This is a genomic window from Sphingomonas sp. GW821-FHT03E12 (assembly GCF_059420685.1).
This window is the reverse complement of sequence record NZ_JBWKUF010000005.1, coordinates 239,674-261,657: the sequence shown is the minus strand read 5'-3', so window position 1 is coordinate 261,657 and position 21,984 is coordinate 239,674. Positions and strand designations below refer to the sequence as shown.

19 protein-coding genes are annotated in these 21,984 nt (G+C 67.2%); 14 read left to right on the top strand and 5 right to left on the bottom strand.

Features of this window, described 5'->3' with window-relative positions:
• Positions 1-25: 25 nt before the first annotated feature.
• Positions 26-2,119 carry a TonB-dependent receptor domain-containing protein gene (locus tag AC07TU_RS17890; protein WP_495189275.1) on the bottom strand — a complete coding sequence of 698 codons (2,094 nt, stop codon included), beginning with the start codon at positions 2,117-2,119 and terminating at the stop codon, positions 26-28.
• 124 nt (positions 2,120-2,243) lie between these two features.
• Here AC07TU_RS17890 and AC07TU_RS17885 point away from each other — a divergent pair, with 124 nt between their 5' ends.
• On the top strand, positions 2,244-2,927 hold the full coding sequence (locus tag AC07TU_RS17885) for a pentapeptide repeat-containing protein (protein WP_495189274.1): 684 nt from the start codon (positions 2,244-2,246) through the stop codon (positions 2,925-2,927).
• Positions 2,928-2,954: 27 nt separating this feature from the next.
• Entirely contained in the window at positions 2,955-4,571 is a 1,617-nt protein-coding gene (locus AC07TU_RS17880; RefSeq protein ID WP_495189273.1) for a DUF6311 domain-containing protein, read from the top strand.
• A gap of 112 nt (positions 4,572-4,683) precedes the next feature.
• Here the strand turns inward: AC07TU_RS17880 and AC07TU_RS17875 are convergent, their stop codons facing one another.
• A complete protein-coding gene (locus tag AC07TU_RS17875; RefSeq protein ID WP_495189333.1) occupies positions 4,684-5,745 on the bottom strand; it encodes a mannose-1-phosphate guanylyltransferase/mannose-6-phosphate isomerase in 1,062 nt (353 codons plus the stop codon).
• 158 nt (positions 5,746-5,903) lie between these two features.
• On the opposite strand from AC07TU_RS17875, the gene AC07TU_RS17870 reads away from it, so the two are divergent.
• The 9 genes from AC07TU_RS17870 (at position 5,904) to AC07TU_RS17830 (ending at position 16,085) form a co-directional block, all read left to right on the top strand.
• Positions 5,904-7,292 carry a TIGR03013 family XrtA/PEP-CTERM system glycosyltransferase gene (locus AC07TU_RS17870; RefSeq protein ID WP_495189272.1) on the top strand — a complete coding sequence of 463 codons (1,389 nt, stop codon included), beginning with the start codon at positions 5,904-5,906 and terminating at the stop codon, positions 7,290-7,292.
• Positions 7,293-7,413: 121 nt separating this feature from the next.
• Positions 7,414-9,450, top strand: a complete 2,037-nt coding sequence (prsK, locus tag AC07TU_RS17865) for an XrtA/PEP-CTERM system histidine kinase PrsK (RefSeq protein ID WP_495189271.1) — start codon at positions 7,414-7,416, stop codon at positions 9,448-9,450.
• Positions 9,447-10,808 (top strand): PEP-CTERM-box response regulator transcription factor, encoded by a 1,362-nt coding sequence (gene prsR, locus AC07TU_RS17860; RefSeq protein WP_495189270.1) that lies wholly within the window; start codon positions 9,447-9,449, stop codon positions 10,806-10,808. Before prsK ends, prsR begins: the two co-directional genes overlap by 4 nt.
• A complete protein-coding gene (locus AC07TU_RS17855) occupies positions 10,792-12,915 on the top strand; it encodes a tetratricopeptide repeat protein (RefSeq protein ID WP_495189269.1) in 2,124 nt (707 codons plus the stop codon). Before prsR ends, AC07TU_RS17855 begins: the two co-directional genes overlap by 17 nt.
• Before the next feature lie 69 nt (positions 12,916-12,984).
• On the top strand, positions 12,985-13,269 hold the full coding sequence (locus AC07TU_RS17850; RefSeq protein ID WP_495189268.1) for a hypothetical protein: 285 nt from the start codon (positions 12,985-12,987) through the stop codon (positions 13,267-13,269).
• A gap of 320 nt (positions 13,270-13,589) precedes the next feature.
• Positions 13,590-14,399 carry an ATP-binding protein gene (locus AC07TU_RS17845; RefSeq protein WP_495189267.1) on the top strand — a complete coding sequence of 270 codons (810 nt, stop codon included), beginning with the start codon at positions 13,590-13,592 and terminating at the stop codon, positions 14,397-14,399.
• A gap of 30 nt (positions 14,400-14,429) precedes the next feature.
• Positions 14,430-15,326, top strand: a complete 897-nt coding sequence (locus tag AC07TU_RS17840; RefSeq protein WP_495189266.1) for a diacylglycerol/lipid kinase family protein — start codon at positions 14,430-14,432, stop codon at positions 15,324-15,326.
• Positions 15,327-15,361: 35 nt separating this feature from the next.
• Entirely contained in the window at positions 15,362-15,709 is a 348-nt protein-coding gene (locus AC07TU_RS17835; RefSeq protein ID WP_495189265.1) for a gamma-glutamylcyclotransferase family protein, read from the top strand.
• A 25-nt stretch (positions 15,710-15,734) separates the two neighbouring features.
• Complete coding sequence (locus AC07TU_RS17830; RefSeq protein ID WP_495189264.1) at positions 15,735-16,085, top strand: hypothetical protein; 351 nt, start codon at positions 15,735-15,737, stop codon at positions 16,083-16,085.
• Between the two features lies 1 nt (position 16,086).
• Here AC07TU_RS17830 and AC07TU_RS17825 read toward each other — a convergent pair whose 3' ends face one another.
• Positions 16,087-17,865 carry an ABC-F family ATP-binding cassette domain-containing protein gene (locus AC07TU_RS17825; protein WP_495189263.1) on the bottom strand — a complete coding sequence of 593 codons (1,779 nt, stop codon included), beginning with the start codon at positions 17,863-17,865 and terminating at the stop codon, positions 16,087-16,089.
• A gap of 120 nt (positions 17,866-17,985) precedes the next feature.
• On the opposite strand from AC07TU_RS17825, the gene AC07TU_RS17820 reads away from it, so the two are divergent.
• From AC07TU_RS17820 to AC07TU_RS17810, 3 genes are all read left to right on the top strand, one after another.
• Positions 17,986-18,297 (top strand): hypothetical protein, encoded by a 312-nt coding sequence (locus AC07TU_RS17820; RefSeq protein WP_495189262.1) that lies wholly within the window; start codon positions 17,986-17,988, stop codon positions 18,295-18,297.
• A 21-nt stretch (positions 18,298-18,318) separates the two neighbouring features.
• Entirely contained in the window at positions 18,319-18,993 is a 675-nt protein-coding gene (locus tag AC07TU_RS17815) for a response regulator transcription factor (protein ID WP_066579560.1), read from the top strand.
• Positions 18,994-19,135: 142 nt separating this feature from the next.
• Positions 19,136-20,443 carry a sensor histidine kinase gene (locus AC07TU_RS17810; RefSeq protein WP_495189332.1) on the top strand — a complete coding sequence of 436 codons (1,308 nt, stop codon included), beginning with the start codon at positions 19,136-19,138 and terminating at the stop codon, positions 20,441-20,443.
• A gap of 195 nt (positions 20,444-20,638) precedes the next feature.
• Here AC07TU_RS17810 and AC07TU_RS17805 read toward each other — a convergent pair whose 3' ends face one another.
• Both AC07TU_RS17805 and AC07TU_RS17800 read right to left on the bottom strand, forming a co-directional pair.
• Positions 20,639-20,809, bottom strand: a complete 171-nt coding sequence (locus tag AC07TU_RS17805) for a hypothetical protein (protein WP_495189261.1) — start codon at positions 20,807-20,809, stop codon at positions 20,639-20,641.
• A gap of 133 nt (positions 20,810-20,942) precedes the next feature.
• Positions 20,943-21,932: an LLM class flavin-dependent oxidoreductase gene (locus AC07TU_RS17800; RefSeq protein ID WP_495189260.1), complete on the bottom strand. Its 990-nt coding sequence runs from the start codon at positions 21,930-21,932 to the stop codon at positions 20,943-20,945.
• Positions 21,933-21,984 lie beyond the last annotated feature (52 nt).

Here is a 21,984-nt window from a genome sequence, read left to right as displayed (position 1 = left end):
CCTGCACGGGCGGAGAGGAGCCCGCTCAGAACGCTGCCCGCAGGCCGAACACGATGTTGCGCCCGCGCAGCGGCGCCGCGTTCTTGATGAAGGACGCGTGGTTGAACGCCAGGTCGTTGGTCAGGTTGGTCCCGCGCACGAACAGTTCGGCGCTGCGGTTGGCGCCCAGCTCCAGCTTGTAGGCGATGGTCGCGTTGACCATGTCGTAGCCCGGGGTACGCGTCTCGTACGACGCGACCTTCCCCTGTTCGAAGACGTGGTAATATTCGGCGTCCGCCGTGAACGGCCCGAAATGCGCATCGGCGCGCGCGCCCAGTCGGCCGGCCGGGATGCGCGGTAGATTGCCCTGGCCGTCCTTGAACTTGGCCCGGACATAGTCGCCGAACAGCGACGCGGCGAACTGCGGGCTGAACTCGTACCGCATTTCGCCGTCGATCCCGGTGAAGGTCGCGCCGCGCCCGACATAGCGGATCAGGCGGAAATCCTCGAACCGGTCGATCGTGTCGCCGTAGATGTAGTTGGCGAAGTCCTGATGGTACGCACCGATGGTGAAGGTCGCCGCGCCCTTGGTCTTGCGCAGCGTCAGGTTGACCGAGTTGGACTTCTCGACATCGAGCGGCACCTTATCGCGCAATCTTGTGTTGCCCGTGACCATGCCGATCTCGAACGTGTTGGTCGCAAGGTGAACGCCATAGGCGTAGAGTTCCTGTACCGACGGCGCACGCTCGGCATGGGCGAAGGACAGCGCCACCGAATAGCTGTCGTCGAGGTTCCACACCGCCGCGGCCGATGCCGAGAACGGGCTGTGGCTGATCGAGGGATAGCGCGCGACGTGCGATTTCACGTCCTGCCATTCCTGCCTCACCGCGCCTTCCAGCCGCACCGGGCCGAGCTGGAGCGATTCCATCAGGAACAGCGCGGTGTTCTTGGTCTTGGTGTTGATCAGGAACGCCTCGGCGCCGGTGGCTGAGAAATCGCTTTCCATATGCTGCACGCCGAACACGCCGCGCAGCCCGCCGATCGGCTTGTGCGCCAGCTCCAGCCGGACATCGGTCGCCTTGTTCTTGAACGTCGTGGCGACCTCGCCTTCGTCCAGTTCGTCATGCTCGTAATCGGTGAACGACATGCGGAACCGCACGCGTTCGAACCCGGGCAGCGGATCGCGCCAGTCGCTGCGGATGTCGAACCGGTCGCTGCGCAGCTTCACCTGCGGCGGGTCCTCATGATCGTGTCCATGATCATGGTCGTGATCGCCGTCGTCATGGCTGTGTCCGCCGCAATGCAGGCTGGTGCCGTGCGGGTGGCAGTCCTCATATTCATGGCTGTGGCCCGGCAGGCCATAGGTGCTGCGCTGGCGGGTATAGGCGACGCCCAGATAACCGTTGTCGCCGATCCATGACGCACCCGCGCTCAGCGTGTCGGTGTCGTTGTACGATCCCGCGACATGATCCTCGCCGAACTTGCCGGGCACGCGATAGTCGTTCGACTTGCGCTTCACGCCCTCGAGGCGGAGCGCGAACGGGCCGACGCCCGCGGTCACGCCGCCGACCACTGCACGCTCGTCGTCGCCCGTGCCCAGCCGGCCTTCGACCGCGCCGGTGATCCCGCCTTCGGGGATCGCTGTCGGCACCTTCTCGTCGAGCAGGTTGATCGCGCCACCGCTGGCGCCGCTACCATACAGCAGGGTCGCCGGGCCACGCAGTACCTCGATCCCGCGCAGCAAGAGCGGCTCGGCGGAGATATTATGGTCGGGCGAGATCGCCGACGCATCCTGGATCCCGACGCCGTCGGTCAGGGCCTGGACGCGTGGCGCGGTCTGGCCACGGATCACCGGACGGCTCGCACCGCCGCCGAAACTCTCGAAATTGATGCCGGGCTGCCCCGCCAGCGTCTCGCCGATCGTCGCCGCGCGGCGATGGACCAGTTCGTCGCCGCTCAGCGTGATCACCGGGGTCGCGGTCTCGTCTGCAGTCTGTTGCAGCGGCGATGCGGTGATGACCACCTCGCTCTCGGCATGGCTTCCGGCCTGGCCCGCCGCGTTGGCGCTGCTGTTCGCGTAGGCCGCACCCGGCAGGATCGCGACCACCGACGCGGTGCAGAGAAGAAGATGATGACGCACGCTTTTACCCCTTTCACGCTCTAATGTGAGGCCGATTAGGATATGATGTAACATTACACAATAGGTGAATTGATGTTTTTCCTGGACACTGGTCCAATCCGCGGGCCGCCGCTAACAACGGGTGATGCGCGTGCCTTCCGATACCCCGCCGGTTCGTGATCGCGCGCTCGCCCGCATTGATGTCGAGAGGCTGCCGGCCGGCACCGCGCTGATCGATTGCGATCTCGAGGAAGCAGATCTCTCGCAGCTCGATCTATCCAGCTGGAGGTTCGAGCGCTGCAACCTGCGCCGCACCAGTCTGAACGGCGCGAAGCTTGAGCGGACGCGGTGGCAATCCTGTCGCGGCGCCTTTGCGGACTTCGCCGGAAGCAACCTCAACGACGCGACCTTCACGGCGAGCGACTTCAACAATGCGTCGTTCCGGCGCGCCAGCGTGGAAGGCGCGCGCTTCTCGGGCTGCAAGCTCACCGGTGCCGATCTCATCGACCTCAAGGCGGTCGAGGTGCATTTCGAGGAGACGCTGCTGATCGGCGCGAGGCTGAGAAGACACGGGTTCCGCAAGGCGAAGTTCGTGCGGGTCGATCTGTCGCAGGCGGATCTGCGCGAATGCGACTTCCGCCTCGCTCGGTTCGAGGAGTCCAGCCTGCGCGAGGCGACCCTCGACGGTGCGCGATTCGAAGGTACCGATCTGCGGGGCGCTGACCTTGGCGGGCTGCGGCTGGCCGACGCCGCCCGGTTCCGCGGCGCGGTCATCTCGCGCGATCAGGCCGCGCTGCTACTGGACCAGCTGGGCCTCAAGGTGGTTTGAGGGGAAGAAATGAGGGGGAATCCTGTCATGATGCGCGACCAGGCCGCGCCATACGCCATGCTCACCATGCTGGCGCTCGCGCTGTTCGCCACCTTCTTCCACTGGCAGATTCTCGACATTTCCAACGTCGCCTGGCTGCTGCGCGGCAGCGACAATGGCGAAAACGCGCTGGGACTCCACGCTTGGCTGCACGATCCCGCACCTGGCTTTGTGCGCACCAGCCTGCTCAACGCACCGGAGGGTACCGGCCTGCTGTTCACCGACAGCAATCCATTCCTCTCAGCGCTGGTTTTTCCGTTCCGCGGCCTGCTCCCGGCCGATGCGCAAGTGATCGGCTGGTGGCTGCTCATCTGCATGTTCCTCCAACTGCTCTTCGCCTGGCTGCTGCTTCGCCGCCACGCGCCCAATGAGCTGGCTCTATGGTGCGGCGTGCTGCTGCTTGCTGCGCTACCGACGCTGTTCAACCGCATCGTCCATGTGAATCTGATGGCGCATTGGCTGATCCTATGGGCGCTGTTGCGCTTCCTGGACCCCCGATGTTCGGGATCGAACAAGGGCTGGGCCGTGCTGATCGCGGTCACCGCGTTCGTCCACTCCTATCTGCTGGTGATGGTCGGCGCGATCTGGGCAAGTGCGATGCTCGAACGGCTGTGGAACACCAGAGCGGACTGGCGCAACGCCGTGCCGCGCCTCATCGCCGAATGCGCCGCGATCCTTGCCCTGGTCGTCGCCATCGCCTGGAGCCTCGGCGTGTTCGAACCGCACTGGCCGTCGGGCAGCTACGGCGTCTTCGCGATGCCGCTCGACGCGCTTTGGAATCCGGCGATCGATACCTATTCGACCTTCCTTCCCGCGATCGAGCAGCGCCCCGGCCGCGGGTTCGAAGGCTTCCAGTATCTCGGCCTGGGCCTGCTGATCCTGCTTCCCCTCGCCGCGGTCCTCGCCCGCCGCCTGCCCCGCCCCGCGAGGGACGCGCCGGACAGCCTTGCGCGGCTCAAATGGCTGGTGCCCGCGCTCATCGTCCTCGCCCTGCTCGCGATCTCCACCTATCCCGATTTCGCCGGACACCGGCTGCCGCGCTTCGCCCTGCCCGATCGCGTTGCGGTCGCGCTCGATGCGGTGCGCGCCTCGGGCCGGCTGTTCTGGCCGGCCGCCTATGTCCTGGTCTTTGCCGGCATCCGCATCCTTTTCCGGCTCAAGCCAAGCCGCGCGGGCCTTGTCCTCGCTGCGCTCGCGGTGGTGCAGACCGCCGATCTCGCGCCGATGGCAAGATCGATCCGCGCGTACACCGCCGAAGCACGCGGCGCCCCGCTTTACGTCCGCACCCGCTCGCCCGAATGGGACCAGCTGGTCGCGCAGGCCAAGGATATCGCGTTCATCCCGGGCGACGTCACCAAGGGTCTCGACGTCTTCCAGGAGGTCGCCTGGCGTGCGGCCAAGGCCAAGGTGCCGGTCCGCGCCGTCTATGCTGCCCGTCCCTCGCTCGCCAGCAGTGCGCGGCTGGCTGAGGAAGCCCACGCCTTTCGCGGGGGCCAGATCGTGCCGGGCCGGCTCTACATCCTGATCGACGGCGAACCGATCCCGCCCCCGCTGATGACGCACGCGCGCCCGCTTGACGGAATCACCATCCTGTTCGAGCGGTGATTGGGTTGCGGCACCTGCCCGCTCCCCCACCCGGCCACCCATATCATACTGCCGTTGGGTGGCCGGGTGGGGGAGCGGGCCGGCACCGCCTCCGCGTAAGCGGAGCAGAACGCTACCGCTTCATCGCCTCGATGATGCGTTTGACGTCCTGACTGCGCCCGCGCGGCAGGATGAGGACGTCGTCGCCGTCGGCAACCACAATCAGGTCCGAAACGCCGACCAGCGCGACGCGCTTGCCCGGCCCGGCGCGCACCAGGCAATCGGCGGTGTCGATCGCGATAACGTCGCCGCCACAGGCATTGCCCGCCCCGTCGCAATCACTGATCGCATGCAACGCATCCCAGCTTCCGACATCGGACCAGTTCATCGCCACCGGCACCACCGCGACGCGCTCGGCCTTCTCCATCACCGCATAGTCGATCGAATCGGAGGGCGATTTCGCGAACTCTGTCTGATCAGGCAGGATCCGCGTCCCCTCACGCACCGCGCGCGCCATCGCCGCGCGCGTCGCCGCCAGCATCTCCGGCGCGAACGCGGCCAGTGCATCCAGATAGGCGTCGGCCCTGAACAGGAAGATTCCCCCGTTCCAGGCATGGTCGCCCGCCGCGATCATCGCCTCGGCCAGCTCCAGCTTCGGCTTCTCGACGAAGCGCTCGACCTTGTGTACCCCCGCCCCGATCGCGTCGCCGACCTGGATATAGCCATAGCCGGTCTCGGGTGCCTCGGGTGCGATGCCAAAGGTCACCAGCCATCCGTCCTCGACCAGCGGGAGCGCTGCGTCGATCGCCGCATGGAACGCCGCCACGTCACCAATCACATGATCCGACGGCATCACCAGCAGCGGGTCGCTGCCACCGCCCATGGCCAGCGCCGCAAGGGCGATCGCGGGCGCGGTGTTGCGGCCCATCGGCTCCAGGATCAGCGCCTGCGCGCGCGCTTCGACCGCGCCCAGCTGTTCCTCGACCATGTCGGCGTGCAGCGCATTGGCGACGATCACCGGCGCCGCGAAACGCTCACCCGCCGGCGTGCGCCGCGCGGTCAGCTGCAGCATCGTCTCTCCCGCGGTCAGCGCCAGCATCTGCTTGGGCAGCTCCGGCCGCGACATCGGCCATAACCGGGTGCCCGACCCGCCCGACAGGATCACAGGGACGATCGGCTTGGGGTCGGTCATCATGCTCCTCATCGCCCGCGATCTAGCCTTGCCTGCGCGCGCCGCCAAATACTTATCGCGGCCCGGGCTTCCCGGCGTTTCGCATTTTTTCGTCAATTTTGCCGACAGGTGCCTTACAGTGTCGGATTTGTTTACAGTTTCCGGATAGGGGTTGGGCCGTCATGATCCGCCTGTTCAAACACTATATCCCGAATGCGGTGCTGCTGCTCGCGCTGTTCGACGTCATGCTGCTGTTCGCGGCTGCCGAATTCGGCTGGATCTACCGCGCCTGGCAGATCGGGATGAAGGTGGAGCCGATCCACACCCGCATCCTCCAGATGAGCAGCTTCGCGACATGCCTGGAGCTCGCGATGATCGCGGTCGGCGTCTATGGAGCGGACGCGCTCCAGTCGATCCGCGTCGCGGCCGCGCGGTTGCTGGTCGCGGTCTCGCTCGGGACGATCTTCCTCTCGGTCGTGTTCTTCGTGGTCCCGGCGCTGACCTTCTGGCGCTCGAACCTGCTCTACGCGATGCTCGCCGCGGCGGTGATGCTGTTCCTGTTGCGCCTGTTGCTCGGCAAGACGCTGGGCAGCCAGATCTTCAAGCGCCGCGTGGTCGTACTCGGCGCGGGCGCGCGCGCAGAGCGGCTCAAGGCGCTTTCCAAGAAGCCCGGCGCCGGTTTCGTCGTCGTCGGCTATGTCGCGATGAGCGAGGCGAACCGCACCATCCCCGAAGCGATCGCGCGCGACGCGATCTACAATCTCGCCGACCATGTCGTGCTGCTCAACGCCAGCGAAGTCGTCCTCGCGCTCGAGGAACGCCGCAACGCGCTCCCGCTCAAGGATCTGCTGCGGATCAAGACCACTGGCGTCCATGTCAACGACACCTCGACCTTCCTTGAACGCGAGACCGGCCGGGTCGATCTCCAGTCGGTCAACCCCAGCTGGCTGATCTTCTCCGACGGCTTCTCCTCGGGCCGGATGCTGTCGAGCATGTTCAAGCGCTTCTTCGACATCGTCGCCAGCCTGATCCTGCTCTTTCTGACGCTACCGCTGATCCTGCTCGGCGCGCTCGCGGTGAAACTTGAAAGCCGGGGCCCTGCCTTCTACCGCCAGCGCCGCGTCGGTCTCTACGGACAGGGGTTCGACATCATCAAGCTGCGCTCCATGCGCGTCGATGCGGAAGCCGGCGGCAAGGCGGTCTGGGCCGAAAAGGACGATCCGCGCATCACCCGCGTCGGCCGCTTCATCCGCAAGGTGCGGATCGACGAGCTGCCGCAATGCTGGTCGGTGCTGAAGGGCGAGATGAGCTTCGTCGGCCCGCGCCCCGAACGGCCCCAGTTCGTCGAGGATCTCGAGGCCAAGCTGCCCTATTATGCCGAACGCCATATGGTGAAGCCCGGCATCACCGGCTGGGCGCAGATCAACTACCCCTATGGCGCGTCGATCGAGGACAGCCGCCAGAAGCTCGAATACGACCTCTATTACGCGAAGAACTATTCTCCCTTTCTCGACGTGCTGATCCTGCTCCAGACGCTCCGGGTGGTGCTCTTCCCGGACGGCGCGCGCTGATGCCTGGCGCATTCGCGCTGCGGCACCGGCCCGCTCCCCCGCCCGGCCACCCAGTCAGGATACGCAGTGGGTGGCCGGGCGGGGGAGCGGGCCGGTGCCGCTCTTCTGGCGAAGCCCACTAATGGTTCCGGCGCTGATCCTCTGGGGCCATGCGCTCGCGGCGCTGCTGTTCGGCGCACTGGGTCTCTGGACGCTGCGCAGCGCGGAGGCCGGGGTGCCGCGCAATCCGCTCGCCATCGCGCTGATGATGACCGCGCTCTGGGCGCTCGCGGTCGCGGGAATCGGCGAGACCGATCTCACCACGCGCGTTGCCGAAAGCGGGCGCAATCTCGCCTGGCTCGCCTTCATGATCGCGCTTCACCGCCGTAACGGATCGGAACGGCCGCCCGCCGCGATCGGCACTGTCTATGGCGTCGTCGCCCTCGTCATCCTGATCGCGCTCGGGCTCCACGTCGTCGCCACGACCGCGCCCCAGGTCGCTCCCGAAGTGACTCAGGCCGCGCTGCTGCTGCGCATGATGGCCGCGGTCGGTGCGCTGGTCCTCGTCCAGAGCCTGCACAGCGCAATCACCGCGCCGGGCACCGCCGGCATGCGCCCGGTCGTGCTCGCGATTGGCGCGATGTGGCTGGTCGACGTCAATGTGCTCAGCGTCGCCTGGCTGACGATGGGGTGGCCGCATCAGCTGGTCGCGGTACGCGGCGGCGCGATGGCGCTGATTGCAGCAGCGATCGCGATGGGACTCCAGCGGCGCGGCGAATGGCCGATGCAGCTATCGCGCACCGTCGCCTATCAATCGCTGTCGCTGGTCGCGATCGGCCTCTATTTCGCGCTCCTGGCGCTCGCCACTTCGGCGCTGGCCGCAATTGGCGGCGACAATGCCCGGCTGCTCCAGACCGCCTTCGTCTTCGGCTCGACCGCGGCGATCCTCACTTTGGTGTCGAGCCCCTGGCTGCGCGCCTGGACCAAGGTGAAGCTCGCCAAGCATTTCTTCCGTCACCGCTATGACTATCGCGCCGAATGGATGCGCTTCACCGAGACGCTGGGCGAGCCCGAAGGCAGCGCCCCGCTTGACGAGCGCATCGTCAAGGCGCTCGCCGACCTTACCGATTCACCGGCCGGGGTGTTGCTGGTGCCGCAGGCCGACGCGCTGGGCGTCGGCGCGGCGTGGAACATCGATCGCGCAGTGCTTCCCGCCAGCTATGGCGAAAGCTGGCATCTCGACCGGATCGATCCGACGCTGGTCCTGGAGCTCGATACCGCGGCAGGCGCCGATTCGGCGCCGCCCTCGATCCGCGGCTGGGATCAGGCCTGGGTGGTGGTGCCGCTGCCGCATCACGCGCATCTCGCCGGTGCGATCGTGCTCGCCCGTCCGCCCGTTGCGCGCGAACTCGACTGGGAGGATTTCGACCTGCTCAAGGCCGCCGGCCGCCAGCTCGCCAGCTATCTGGCCGAGGAACGCGCGATCGAGGCACTGGCCGAGGCCGAACGGTTCGAGGAATTCAACCGCCGCTTCGCCTTCATCATGCACGACATCAAGAATCTGGTCAGCCAGCTCACCCTGGTCGCGCGCAATGCCGAACGCCATGCCGACAATCCCGCTTTCCGCGCGGATATGGTCGCGACGCTTCAGGATTCGGCCGGGCGAATGAACGACATGCTCGCGCGCCTTTCGCAGCATCACCGCGCACGCACCGACGCGCCGGTCGCGGTGCCGCTCGCGCCGCTCGCCCGGCGCGTCGCCAAGGCGCGGCGCGCGCAGCACCCGGTCGAAGTGTCGAGCAGCGGCGACCCGCTCGCCATCGCCGATCCGACAATGCTCGAAACGCTGCTCGGCCACCTCATCCAGAACGCGATCGAGGCCAGTGCGGCAGATGCGCCGGTACGGATCGAAGTGCGTACCGAGAAGAATGAAGCGCGGATCGACGTGATCGATCGCGGCACCGGCATGTCGCCCGCCTTCATCCGCGACAAATTGTTCAAACCCTTCGTCTCTTCCAAGCCCGGCGGCTTCGGCATCGGCGCCTTCGAGGCACAGAAACTCGCCGCCGAGATGGGCGGACGGATCGAGGTGAAGAGCAGCGAGGGCAAGGGGTCACGATTTCGCGTTGTGCTGCGCGCAGCAGGCGGCGCCGGTAACACAGTTGAGCAGGCAGCATGAGCGACAAACCCAAGACCCTCCCAAAGCTGCTTGTCGTCGAGGACGATGCCGGACTCCAGCGCCAGCTGCGCTGGGCCTATGAGGGCTATGAGATCCTGACCGCGGGCGACCGCGAGAGCGCGATCGCGATGCTGCGTGCCGAGGAACCCGCCGTGGTCACCCTCGACCTTGGCCTTCCGCCCGACCCCGACGGCACATCCGAAGGCTTCGCCGTCCTCGAAACCATCCTCGCGCTCAAGCCCGACACCCGTGTCATCGTCGCCTCCGGCCATGGCGAGCGCGAATCGATGCTGCGCGCCATCGCGATGGGCGCATGGGATTTCTACCAGAAGCCGATCGACATCGACGCGCTCGGCCTGATCGTCGCGCGCGCCTTCCACGTCCACGCGCTCGAAGCCGAGAACCGCCGCCTCGCCGCACGCGCCGAAAGCGGCACTGCACTGGGCGGCATCCTCACCGGATCGCCGGAGATGCTCAAGGTCACGCGCACGATCGAGCGCGTCGCCCCGGCGGACGTCTCGGTGATGCTGCTCGGCGCCAGCGGCACCGGCAAGGAACTGCTCGCCCGCGGTCTCCACGACGCCAGCCGCCGCAAGGGCGAGTTCGTCGCAATCAACTGCGCCGCGATCCCCGAAACCCTGCTCGAATCCGAATTGTTCGGGCACGAGAAGGGCGCCTTCACCGGCGCGGTCAAGACGACCGAGGGCAAGATCGAGCAGGCGCAGGGCGGTACCCTGTTCCTCGACGAGATCGGCGACGTTCCGCTCGCACTCCAGGTCAAGCTGCTCCGGTTCCTCCAGGAACGCGTGATAGAGCGGATCGGCGGGCGCAAGCCGATCGCGGTCGATACCCGCGTGGTCTGCGCGACGCATCAGGACATTGACGCGATGATCGCGGCGGGCACCTTCCGCGACGACCTCTATTACCGCCTCGCCGAGATCGTCGTGCGCATCCCGAGCCTTTCCGAGCGTCCGGGCGACGCCGGCCTGCTCGCGCGCCATCTGCTCCACAAGCACGCCACCGCGATGAAGCTCGGATCCAAGAGCTTCGCGCCCGACGCGCTCGACGCGCTCGACGCCTGGCACTGGCCGGGCAATGTCCGCGAGCTCGAGAACCGGGTGAAACGCGCCGCGATCATGGCCGACGGCAAGCTCGTCACCGCCGCCGATCTGGACCTCGCCGCGCCCGAGGATGCCGGCCCGGTCAATCTGAAAGCCGTTCGCGAGGCCGCGGACCGCCGCGCGATCATCCAGGCCCTGTCACGCACCGACGGCAATATCTCCGGCACCGCGCGCCTGCTCGGGATCAGCCGCCCCACCCTCTATGATCTGATGAAGGCCTATGACCTCCAGCCCTGAGACCCACCGGCGGCGCACCTGGCGCAGCGACAGCAGCCGCGCGGCGGGCAAGCGCCGCGTCAATCTGCGCCGCATCGTCGTGTTCGCGCTGTGCATCGGCGCGTTCGGCGTCGCCCTGCTCGCCTTCCGCTCGGTCGTCGCCAACCGCGTCGATCCCGAGGCGGCGCGCGCGGCGGTTGCACGCAGCCAGGAGTATCTCAAGGCGAGCAACGCGTCCGCCGCACGGTCGCAGGCCTTTGGCGCCGTCCGCGCCGATCCGAACTGGGGTGAGGCGCACCTTGCCCTCGCCCGCGCCGCGCTCGCGCTCGACGAAGGAATCGCCGCCGAGGCGTCGCTGCGCCGCGCGATCGACAGCGGCGTCGATCCCAAGCGCACCCACGCCCTGATGGCGCACGCGATCCTGCTGCAGGGCGATCCGCGCCGGGCATTGGTCGAGGCCGACAGGGCCCCGGAAGCCGACCGCCTCTACGTCCTGCGCGTCCGCACCCGCGCTTATGCCGCAGGCGGCAATCTCGCCGCCGGGCAACAGGCGGCGCTGGCGGCCGTCCGTCTCGCCCCCAATGACGCCAGTGCCTGGACCGATCTCGGCCGTTTCCGCCTCAACGCGGGCGATGTCGTCGGCGCGATCGAGGCCGCGGGCAAGGCCACCCAGCTCGACAGCGGCAATACCGACGCGCTGGTCCTGCGCGGCGAACTGGTCCGCAGCCAATATGGTTTGGTCGCCGCGCTCCCCTGGTTCGAGGCCGCGCTCAAGCGCGATCCCTACCGCCATTCGACGCTGATCCAATACGCCTCCACCCTCGGCGATACCGGCCGCACGCGCGAGATGCTCGCGGCCACCCGGCGCGCCATGGAAGTCCGTCCGCGCAGCCCCCAGGCCTTCTACCTCCAGGCGGTGCTCGCCGCGCGCGCCGAACAATTCGATCTCGCCAGCGAACTGCTTCAGCGCGCGGGCAGCGGCATCGCCGCGCTTCCCGGCGGGATGCTGCTCGGCGGCACGCTCGACATCGAGCAGGGCCGTTACGAACGCGCGGTCGAGAAATTGCGCAACCTGGTCAACGCCCAGCCGATGAACCTCACCGCGCGCAAACTGCTCGCCACCGCGCTGCTGCGCTCGGACGCATCGAAGAACGGGATCGAGCTGCTCCTGCCCGTGGTCGCGCGTGGCGACGCCGATTCCTACGCGCTCAGCCTCGTCGCCCGCGGCTATGAGCGCATCGGCCAGCGCCAGACCGCCGCAGCCTATTTCGACCGCGCCGCCTCCCCGGTCCGCGACGGCTCCGCCTGGTTCAGCTCGGACGAGGCGCTGCCCAGCCTCACCGCGGCGGTGCAGAAGGCGCCGGTCGACGATCCGCGCGCCACGGTCCCGATGATCCGCGGGCTGATCGACGGCGGCAACAAGGCCGGCGCGCTTGCCGCAGCCCAGGAAATCGCGGCCAACAACCCCGGCGCCCCCGCCGCGCACACGCTGGTCGGCGATACGCTGATGCTGCTCGGCCGCCCCGGCGACGCCGTACGCTACTACAAGGACGCCGCGAGCATCCGCTTCGACGAAGCCGCGATGCTCCGCCTGGTCGAGGCGCTCGACCGGTCGGGCCAGCGGCAGGAAGCCTCGACCACGCTCGCGCTGTTCCTTTCGCAGAACCCGCTCAACCTCGCCGCGCTCCGCCTGTCGGCCAGCTGGCAGGTGGCCGCGGGCGACTATGACGCCGCGATCGATTCGCTCGAGGCGGTCCGCCTGCGCACCGGCAATCGCGACGCCGCGCTGCTCGCCGAACTTGCCCTTGCCTATGCTGGCGCGGACGAGCCCGACCGCGCGACGGCCTACGCCGAAGCCGCCTATCGCCTCGCCCCGTCCAACCCCGCGGTTGCGGGCGCGATGGGCTGGACGCTAACCGAGAGCGGCGACATCGAAGGCGGGATCGAGCTGCTGCAAAAGGCGGTCGCGCTCGCCCCGCGCCATCCCATGCTGCGCTGGCAGCTTGCGCAAGCCTATGCCGAGGCAGGTCGCAACGCCGACGCCAGGGCGCAGGCCCAGGCCGCAATCGCCATCCCCGGCTTCACCGACCGCAGCGCGGCGGAGGCGCTGATCGAGAAGCTGGCCTAAACGGATGTTGCTTCGCAAGATGCATGCTTGCATTCTTTCCCCGCTAACAAGGCACGGGAGCCACAGGCATTGGACCTTTTCCTGTTTTGGGGACCTAATGCTGCCTGGCTCGCGCTGTTCATATGGATCGCGTGGACAGGAAGGGGCCGGCTATTGCTCATGCTTGGCGCAGCCATGCTTTTAGGCTTCACTGTATTCTATGTGCTCATTGAGAGAGCCATGGCTCTCCCCGACCGCGATCGCAGCATCGATATGGCATATGGCATGTTGATCTTGTTTGCCGCGGAAGTGCTGCTCTTGCCGCTCGTTCTCGCCGCTATCATTTATCCGATCGGGCGTCTTTGGGCGAGGTGAGCCGCGTCTTGCCCAGAAGCCAGGGCAGTTCTCCGCGCTCGTTGTGCCCCGCCGTTCGGCCGCCCATCCGGAGGCCGACATCTGCCCATCACTGTCATCCCGGCCCTGTGCCGGGATCCACCGGGAGGCGAACGGGCAGCAAGAGGCTCCGGCGTATTGCGCGGGACGCCGTGGAACCCGGCACAAGGCCGGGATGACGATTAATAGGCTGCCTGAACGCTGGATGGAGGAAATGGGGAAACCGGCCGTCACCCCAGCTTTCGCCGGGCTGACCTATCCTATCATTGCCTTCCCCCGCCCCACCGCCTAGCCAGCACCGCATGAGCGACCCGCTGGACCGTATCGCCGCCGCCCTCGAACGGCTCGCCCCGCCGCCTCCGCCGGTGCCCGATCTTGCCGCGCACCCGGCCTATGTCTGGCACCGCGGTTTTCTCCAGCCCGCGCGCGCCTTCGCCCCGCTGCCGCTCGCCGAACTGGTCGGGATCGATGCGCAGAAAGCGACCCTGCTCGAGAATGTCCGCCGCCTCGCCGATGGCCTCCCCGCGCACGATGTGCTGCTATGGGGTGCGCGCGGCACCGGCAAGTCGGCGCTGAGCAAGGCTGCGGTCGCAACGGTTCAGGCCGAGGGTGGTGCCGTCGCCCTGATCGAGGCGCAGGCCGATACGCTCGACACGCTGCCCCAGCTGTTCGCGCTGATCGCAGCCAGCCCGCGCGCCTTCGTCATCTTCCTCGACGATCTCGGCTTCGACGCCGCCTCGGACGGCCGCGCGCTGCGTTCGCTGCTCGAAGGCGGGGCCGAGGCGCGGCCCGCCAATGCGCGCCTGTTCGTCACGTCGAACCGCCGCCATTTGATCCCGCGCGACATCGCCGAGCAGTCGAGCGCGATCAATCCGCGCGACAGCATCGACGATAACCTTGCGCTCGCCGACCGGTTCGGCCTGTCGCTCGGTTTCCACGCGATCGACCAGGACACTTATGTCGCGATCGTGCGCACCTATGCGGAGGATCACGGCCTGCCCTTCGACGCGGCCGAAGCGATCAACTGGGCGACCCGGCGTGGCAGCCGCTCGGGCCGCGTCGCCTGGCAATATGTCGTCGATCTCGCGGGCCGGAACGGAAAGCGGCTCTGAACCGCTACCGCTTCCGGACGTTGTGACGCCGTGACGACGCCCCTCCCCGTCCCGCGCGAAGCCGTGCTCATCGTCAACGCGCGCTCGCGCCGCGGGGCAGCGTTGTTCGAACAGGCCCGGCGCAAGTTCGAGGCAGCGGGTATCCACCTGACCGCCGCCTATCCGATCCGCGATCCCTCCCGCCTCAACGATGCGGTGCGCGGCGCGGTCCGTTCGGGCGCGAAGATGGTGATCGTGGGTGGCGGCGACGGGTCGCTGTCGGGCGTGGTCGACGATGTCGTCGGCAAGGACGTGGTCTTCGCCGTGCTTCCGCTCGGCACCGCCAACAGCTTCGCGCGCACGCTGGGGCTTCCGCTCGACCTCGACGGCGCGATCAAGGCGATCGCTACCGGCAAGCGCCGCCGCGTCGATCTCGGCATGATCGACCACGACTATTTCGCCAATGCCGCCGCAATGGGCCTCTCCCCGATGATCGGCGAAAGCGTGCCCCACAATCTCAAGAAATATCTCGGGCGCGTCGGCTATCTGACCTGGGCAATGTGGTGCTTCGCCCGCTTCCGCCCGTTCCGCGTCTTCGTCGATGACGGCGTGAAGACCCACCGCATGTGGGGCAGCGAAGTCCGCATCCTCAACGGCAAGTTCCATGGCGGCGTCGAGATGAGCGACAATGCCTGCATCCAGAGCGGCGAGATGGTGATTCAGGTCGTCACCGGCCGCAACCGCTGGCGCCTGGCCTGGGACTGGTATGCCCGCTTCTTCCGCCTGCGTTCGCGAGACCAGACCGTCAGCGAATTCCGCGGCGCCGAATTGAAGCTCGACACCCGCCCGCACCACCGAATCTCGATCGACGGCGAGGTGCTGGCACGGACGCCGGTAACGGTGCGCGTGGCCGAACGGGCGATCGACGTGGTGGTGCCCAACGACTAATGGCCTGCGTAGAAGCCACGAACGGAGATCAGGTGATGCGCTCAACCCAGTGGCTTTTCTCCTACGGCACGCTGCGCCAGCCCGAGGTTCAGATCGAGTTGTTCGGCCGCACGCTTGAAACCGTGGAAGACAGCCTGCCGGCCTTCCGGATCGAACGGCTGCGAATCACCGACCCCGATGTGATCGCGCTGAGCGGCTCGGACGAGCACCCCGTCCTCCGCCGCGGCGGCGGCGGCGATGCGGTGAGCGGCTCGGCGCTCGCGGTCACCGGCGCCGATCTGGAACGCGCGGATCGCTATGAGGTCGATGATTATGTGCGGATCGCGGTGACGCTGACGTCAGGGCGCGATGCATTCGTCTATGTCCACCGGGACGACCAATAGGCCCGCTTATCCCAATGCTGACGTAATGGTGTCGGCACGGTTTGACGGCCTTGAACGTTGTCATCTCGCAACGCAGAAGCCGTTCATGCCCTGCTACTCGGTTCTTCTGGACGCAAAGCTGACCCACCACTTCCTGCTTAAGGGCGGCGAGGAGCAGCATCGAGGTTACGTTGTCCTACGCTATGTGCTCGCGAGAAATCCTGCCGATGCATTCCATCGGGCACAGAAGCTGGAACGCAAGCTCATCGAACGGAAGTGGAGCGCCGTTCAGGACAGCTTGATTTCTATCTCCTTCGAGCATGAGGAGATCGAGGTCGTTCCTATTTGGCTTCTGCTGAGACGTCGGTACGGTCGCGCTTTCTACAAGGGCGAGTAGTTTACCCCAGCCCTTCGACCACCTCTGCCAGCTCCAGCCAGCGCAGCTCGGCCGCATCTTTCTCGTCACGCGCCTTGGCGATACCGGCCATCAGCGTGTCGAACTTGCCCGGGTTCTTCGCATAGAGGTCCGGGTCGGCCAGCGCCGCCTCGTCCTTCGCGATCGCCGCATCGAGCTCCTCGATCCGCTTGGGCAGCAAATCATAGTCGCGCTGGTCCTTGTAGCTGAGCTTGGTCTTCACCTTGGGCGCTTCGGCAACCGGCGCGGCCTTTGCCGCCGCCTTCTTCGCTTCGGGCCGAACCTTCCGCTTCGCCTCCCAGTCGGCATAGCCGCCGACCACCATGTCGACCGTGCCCGACCCGTCGAGCCCGATCGTCATCGTCACCGTGCGGTCGAGGAAGTCGCGGTCGTGGCTGACGATCAGCACGGTGCCGTCATAGTCCGCGATCACTTCCTGCAGCAGGTCGAGCGTCTCGAGATCGAGGTCGTTGGTCGGCTCGTCGAGCACCATCAGGTTCGACGGCTGGGCGAATTCACGCGCCAGCAGCAGGCGCGAACGCTCGCCACCCGACAGCGTGCCGACCTTGGCCTCGACCATGTTCGGCTCGAACAGGAACTCCTTGAGGTAGCCGTGGATGTGCTTGCGCGTGCCGAGCACATCGATCCACTCGCCGCCGTCGGCGACCACCTCACGCACCGTCTTCTCCGGCTGCATCCGGCTGCGCTGCTGGTCGATGATCACGGGGTCGAGCGTCTTGGCGAGCTTCACGCTCCCCGTGTCCGGCGCGATCTCTCCCGTCAGCAGCTTCAGCAGCGTCGACTTGCCCGCGCCGTTCTTGCCGACGATGCCGATTCGGTCGCCGCGCGTCACGCGCAAGGTCAGGTCGCGGATGATCGTGCGGTCGCCATAGGATTTGGACGCAGCCTTGGCGTCGATCACCACCTTGGTCTTCGAGTCATCCGACGCGGTGGCCAGGTTGGCCGCGCCCGCTGGCCCGGTCATTGCCGCCCGCTCGGCGCGCATCTCGAGCAGCTTGGTCAGCCGCCCCTGGTTGCGCCGCCGCCGGCCGGTGACGCCGCGCTGCAGCCAATGCTCCTCGAGCTTGAGCCGCGCGTCCAGCTTCTCCGCCGCGCGCTGTTCCTCGGCATAGACCTGTTCGGTCCAGCTATCGAAACCGCCAAAGCCGATCTCGGCGCGCCGGATCGATCCGCGGTCGAGCCACAGCGTCTGCCGCGTCAGGCGCGTCAGGAAGGTACGGTCGTGGCTGATCACCACGAACGCGCCGCGATAGCGGTTGAGCCATTCTTCCAGCCACTCGATCGCATGGATGTCGAGATGGTTGGTCGGCTCGTCGAGCAGCAGCACATCGGGGTCCTGTGCCAGCGCCCGCGCGATACCCGCACGCCGCCGCTCGCCCCCGCTCGCGGTCGCCGCCTCGCGGGAAAGGTCGATGCCGAGTTGGTCAGCGATCGCCTCGGCCTCGTGCCGCTGCGGCGCGTCATCGCCCGACAGGACATAGTCCATCAGCGTCGTGCAGCCGGCCATGCGCGGCTCCTGCTCCAGCATCACCACGCGCGTGCCCGGCTGGATCGTCCGCCGCCCCTCGTCCGCGTCGACCTGTCCGGCCAGCAGCTTGAGCAACGTGGTCTTGCCCGCGCCGTTGCGCCCGATCAGCGCCAGCCGGTCGCGGGCGCCGATATAGATGTCGAGATCGCGGAACAGCCAGCCAGATCCCTGGACCAGACCGAGTTTTTCATAAGAGAGGACAGGAGCAGCCATAGCGCCGCGCAGGTAGGCGGACGCGCTCTCCGGAGCAAGTCCGGGGCGGTTCGCGGGCTTACGGCAGGCTTACTGGCATATTCACCGGCTGTTCAACGGTTCGCACCTATGCCAAGCCGCATGAAGATGTTCGGCTTTCTCTGTCTCGGCGCCTCGCTTGCCGCCGCTGCGCTTCCTGCGCATGCCTCGCCGCAGGTGCGCGGCGATCAGGAAGCCGCGCGCGAAGGCCGCGCGCAGGGCCGCCTGCTCCCGCTCCGCGACATCGAATCGCGGGTCGTTCCTGCAATGACGCGCAAGGGCGCGCAGTATCTCGGCTTCGATTTCGATTCGGGGACGATGATTTACACGCTAAAGTTCCTGCGTAATGGATCGGTCATCTGGATCGACGTCGATGGCCGTTCGGGTCAGATCGTCGGCCAGTCGGGCCGCTGACGGGAACAAGAAGGAAAAACGATGCGCGTTCTGATCGTCGAGGACGAACCCAATCTCCGCAACCAGCTTCAGGCGACCCTCGAAGGCGCGGGCTATGCGGTCGATACCGCCGGCGATGGCGAGGAAGGCCATTATCTCGGCTCGACCGAGAATTACGACGCGATCGTCCTCGACCTCGGCCTGCCCGAAGTCGACGGCCTGACCGTGCTCGACCGCTGGCGCAAGGAAGGCAAGACCACCCCGGTGCTCGTGCTCACCGCGCGCGACAGCTGGTCGGACAAGGTCGCCGGGCTCGATGCCGGCGCCGACGACTATGTCGCGAAGCCCTTCCAGTCGGAGGAACTGATCGCCCGCCTGCGCGCGCTGATCCGCCGCGCCTCGGGCAACGCCTCGGCCGAGCTGATCGCGGGCGACATCCGTCTCGACACCCGTTCGGGCAAGGTCACCAAGGGCGGCGACCCGGTCAAGCTCACCGCGCAGGAGTACAAGCTCCTCTCCTACCTGCTCCATCACAAGGGCAAGGTGGTCAGCCGCACCGAGCTGATCGAGCATATCTACGATCAGGATTTCGACCGCGATTCGAACACGATCGAGGTGTTCGTGACGCGCATCCGCAAGAAGCTCGGCCCCGACGTGATCACCACGATCCGCGGCCTGGGCTACAGCCTCGAAGAGCCGGCGGAGGCCGGTGGCTGATCTCCCCTTCGGACTGACGCTCGGCCGCCGCTTCCCGTTCATCCGCCGCGCGGAGAGCGACGCTTCGGCGGAGCTCGTGCTTCAGCCCGGCGACCCCGCGCCGCGGCCCTACGTCCGCACGACCGGATCGCTCAGCCGCCGCATGATCCTGATCGCGGCGGCGTGGATCACCCTGCTGCTCACCGGCGGCGGCTTCGCGCTTGATCGTGTGCTGACCGGTGCGATCACGCGCAATTTCGACGACGGGCTCGAATATCTGCTCACTTCGCTCGTCGTCTCCGCGGAGATCGGGCCGGAGGGCGAGATCGCATTCAACCGCCAGCTTTCCGACCAGCGTTTCCTCGAGCCCTATTCGGGCCTCTACTGGCAGGTTACCGGCAAGGGGTATGAGCCCTTCCCCTCGCGCTCGCTCTGGGATCGCCAGCTGCGCACCGACGAGAAGCATCAGGATCAGGACGTCCACACCTACGATTCGAACCAGTTCACCGACCACCGCCTGCGCGTCGTGGAGCGCGACATCGTTCTGCCGGGTTCGCCCGTGCGCTGGCGCTTCCAGGTCGCGCAGACCCGCGACATGCTCGACGCGCAGATCGAGGCGCTGCGCAGGACGCTGGTCCGCAGCTTCCTGCTGCTCGCCGCCGGGCTGATCGTCATGGCCGCGCTGCAGACCTGGTACGGCCTGCTTCCGCTGCGCAAGCTGCGCCGCGGCATCCAGCAGCTGCGCACCGGCGAAGCGCCGCGGATCGAGGGCGCGATGCCCGCCGAAGTCGCGCCGATGGTCGAGGAACTCAACGCCCTTGTCGCGCACAACGACAAGCAGGCCGAGGAAGCGCGCCGCCACGCCGGCAACCTCGCGCACGCACTCAAGACGCCACTGACCGTCATCATGAATGCCGCGACCGCCCAGTCGGATGATCTGCCGTCGACAGTGGTGCGCGAGGCGCGGACGATGCGCCGGCAGGTCGATCATCACCTTGCCCGCGCCCGCGCAGTCGGCCGCCGCGGATCGGCGCACAGCCGCGCGCCGGTCTGGCCCAGCGTCGAATCGGTCGAGCGCGCCGTCGCGCGCCTCTATCCCCATGTCCGAATCGACACCGACGGTCCCAAGGATCTGGTCGCGCATATCGAGCGCCAGGACCTCGACGAGATCATGGGCAATCTGGTCGAGAATGCCGCCAAGTACGGCGGCGGCAGCGTCTTCATCACGGTGAGCGTGCAGGCCGGCTTCGTCGAGATCATGATCGAGGATGACGGAGCCGGCATCCCCGAGGCGGACCGCATCCGCATCTTCGATCGCGGCGTCCGGCTCGACACCGGCAAGCCTGGCACCGGCCTCGGCCTCGCCATCGTCCGCGACGTGGCGGAGATCTATGACGGCACGGTCACGCTTGAGGAGAGCGAGGATCTGGGTGGGTTGCTGGTGAGGCTCAGACTGCCGGCGGCGGGCTGATACGCCAAACACCCTTCCCCTTCGCCGTCACCCTGAACTTGTTTCAGGGTCCATTTCTCCGCAGGCGACTGAGCCGCTGGTTGCACGGTGGATGCTGAAACAAGTTCAGCATGACGGAAGAATTGGTGGCGGGCTAGGCGCGTAGATCGGCTCGATACTCCGTCCAGGCGCGCATGGGCGGAATATCGGGCCGATCTACCCCATCACGCCGGAAAAGCGCCACCGTCCCGTCACCGGACTCAGCACCAGATCGCAGCCGCAATCGCGGCATTTGGTCTCGAACTCGCCGCGGCCGGGGCGATCGCGGCGACGGGGCCGGTGGACGCCGATATGGCAGCGGATTCCGACCTTCTTCGTGGCAGCCATTGGCGCTGACATCGCTGTCTGCTCCTCGTTCAGCCCCCTGAACGGTCCCTGTCAGCGTGGTTGGTGCCCCTCGATCAAGGCAGCTTTCGGGCAAGCATTTGATAGAATGCGGCACCAACCCGAAATGGCGAATTCAAAGCCCGCGCATCGCCTCCGCCGCGATCGAAAGGCTCTTCTTGCGCGCCTGGTGATCATAGATCGAACTGACCAGCATCACCTCATCCACGCCCGTCCGCGCGATGAACTTCGCGAGTCCCTCACGCACCGCCTCCGGCCCGCCGATCGCGGTGCACGACAGGACATGGTCGAGCATCGCGCGCGCCTGCCCCGGGATCGTGTCGAGATAGCCCGGCACCGGCGGCGGCAGCTTGATCCCGGTGCCGGTGGTGCGCAGCGCGACAAACGCCTGCTGCATCGAGGTGGCGAGCAGCGCGGCCTCATCGTCAGTGTCCGCCGCGAACACGTTGAAACCCGCCATTGCGTGCGGCTTGTCGAGCACCGCCGAGGGCCGGAAGTGCCGGCGATAGACATCGAGCGCCTCGTCGAGCGATCCCGGCGCGAAGTGCGAGGCAAAGGCGTAGGGCAGCCCAAGCGCCGCGGCGAGTTGCGCGCCATAGAGGCTCGACCCCAGGATCCACAGCTCGGGCCGCGCCCCGCCGCCCGGCACCGCATGGATGCCGGTCTGGCCGTCGTCGGCGAAATAGCTCTGCAGCTCGACGATGTCCTGCGGGAAGGCGTCCGAACTGGTCTCGAGGTTTCGCCGCATCGCCCGCGCCACGCGCTGGTCGCTCCCCGGCGCGCGGCCGAGGCCCAGGTCGATCCGCCCCGGAAACAGCGCGTCGAGTGTGCCGAACTGCTCGGCGATCACCAACGGCGCATGGTTGGGCAGCATGATCCCGCCCGCGCCGACCCGGATCGTCGAGGTCGCCGCCCCGACATGCGCGATCACCACCGACGTCGCCGCGCTCGCGATCCCCGGCATGCCGTGATGCTCGGCCACCCAATATCGGCTGAAGCCCTCCGCCTCCGCATGCTGCGCCAGATCGGCGGCGTTGGCGAAGGACCGGCTGGCGTTGCCGCCCTCAAGGATCGGGACGAGATCGAGCAGGGAATAGGCTGTCATGCCCGGCCAGATGGGAAGCCATCCGCGCCGCCGCTAGGCAAGGATGGCTTGA

Excerpts from the sequence above, each read along its gene's own strand:
- AC07TU_RS17845 (WP_495189267.1), top strand. The coding sequence starts at position 13,590 with ATGAGCGACCCGCTGGACCGTATCGCCGCCGCCCTCGAACGGCTCGCC.
- AC07TU_RS17810 (WP_495189332.1), top strand. The coding sequence starts at position 19,136 with ATGATCCTGATCGCGGCGGCGTGGATCACCCTGCTGCTCACCGGCGGC.
- AC07TU_RS17855 (WP_495189269.1), top strand. The coding sequence starts at position 10,792 with ATGACCTCCAGCCCTGAGACCCACCGGCGGCGCACCTGGCGCAGCGAC.
- AC07TU_RS17830 (WP_495189264.1), top strand. The coding sequence starts at position 15,735 with ATGGTGTCGGCACGGTTTGACGGCCTTGAACGTTGTCATCTCGCAACG.
- prsK (WP_495189271.1), top strand. The coding sequence starts at position 7,414 with ATGGTTCCGGCGCTGATCCTCTGGGGCCATGCGCTCGCGGCGCTGCTG.
- AC07TU_RS17875 (WP_495189333.1), bottom strand. The coding sequence starts at position 5,745 with ATGATGACCGACCCCAAGCCGATCGTCCCTGTGATCCTGTCGGGCGGG.
- AC07TU_RS17815 (WP_066579560.1), top strand. The coding sequence starts at position 18,319 with ATGCGCGTTCTGATCGTCGAGGACGAACCCAATCTCCGCAACCAGCTT.
- AC07TU_RS17800 (WP_495189260.1), bottom strand. The coding sequence starts at position 21,932 with ATGACAGCCTATTCCCTGCTCGATCTCGTCCCGATCCTTGAGGGCGGC.
- AC07TU_RS17880 (WP_495189273.1), top strand. The coding sequence starts at position 2,955 with ATGATGCGCGACCAGGCCGCGCCATACGCCATGCTCACCATGCTGGCG.
- AC07TU_RS17870 (WP_495189272.1), top strand. The coding sequence starts at position 5,904 with ATGATCCGCCTGTTCAAACACTATATCCCGAATGCGGTGCTGCTGCTC.
- AC07TU_RS17835 (WP_495189265.1), top strand. The coding sequence starts at position 15,362 with ATGCGCTCAACCCAGTGGCTTTTCTCCTACGGCACGCTGCGCCAGCCC.
- AC07TU_RS17820 (WP_495189262.1), top strand. The coding sequence starts at position 17,986 with ATGAAGATGTTCGGCTTTCTCTGTCTCGGCGCCTCGCTTGCCGCCGCT.
- AC07TU_RS17885 (WP_495189274.1), top strand. The coding sequence starts at position 2,244 with ATGCGCGTGCCTTCCGATACCCCGCCGGTTCGTGATCGCGCGCTCGCC.
- prsR (WP_495189270.1), top strand. The coding sequence starts at position 9,447 with ATGAGCGACAAACCCAAGACCCTCCCAAAGCTGCTTGTCGTCGAGGAC.
- AC07TU_RS17805 (WP_495189261.1), bottom strand. The coding sequence starts at position 20,809 with ATGGCTGCCACGAAGAAGGTCGGAATCCGCTGCCATATCGGCGTCCAC.
- AC07TU_RS17825 (WP_495189263.1), bottom strand. The coding sequence starts at position 17,865 with ATGGCTGCTCCTGTCCTCTCTTATGAAAAACTCGGTCTGGTCCAGGGA.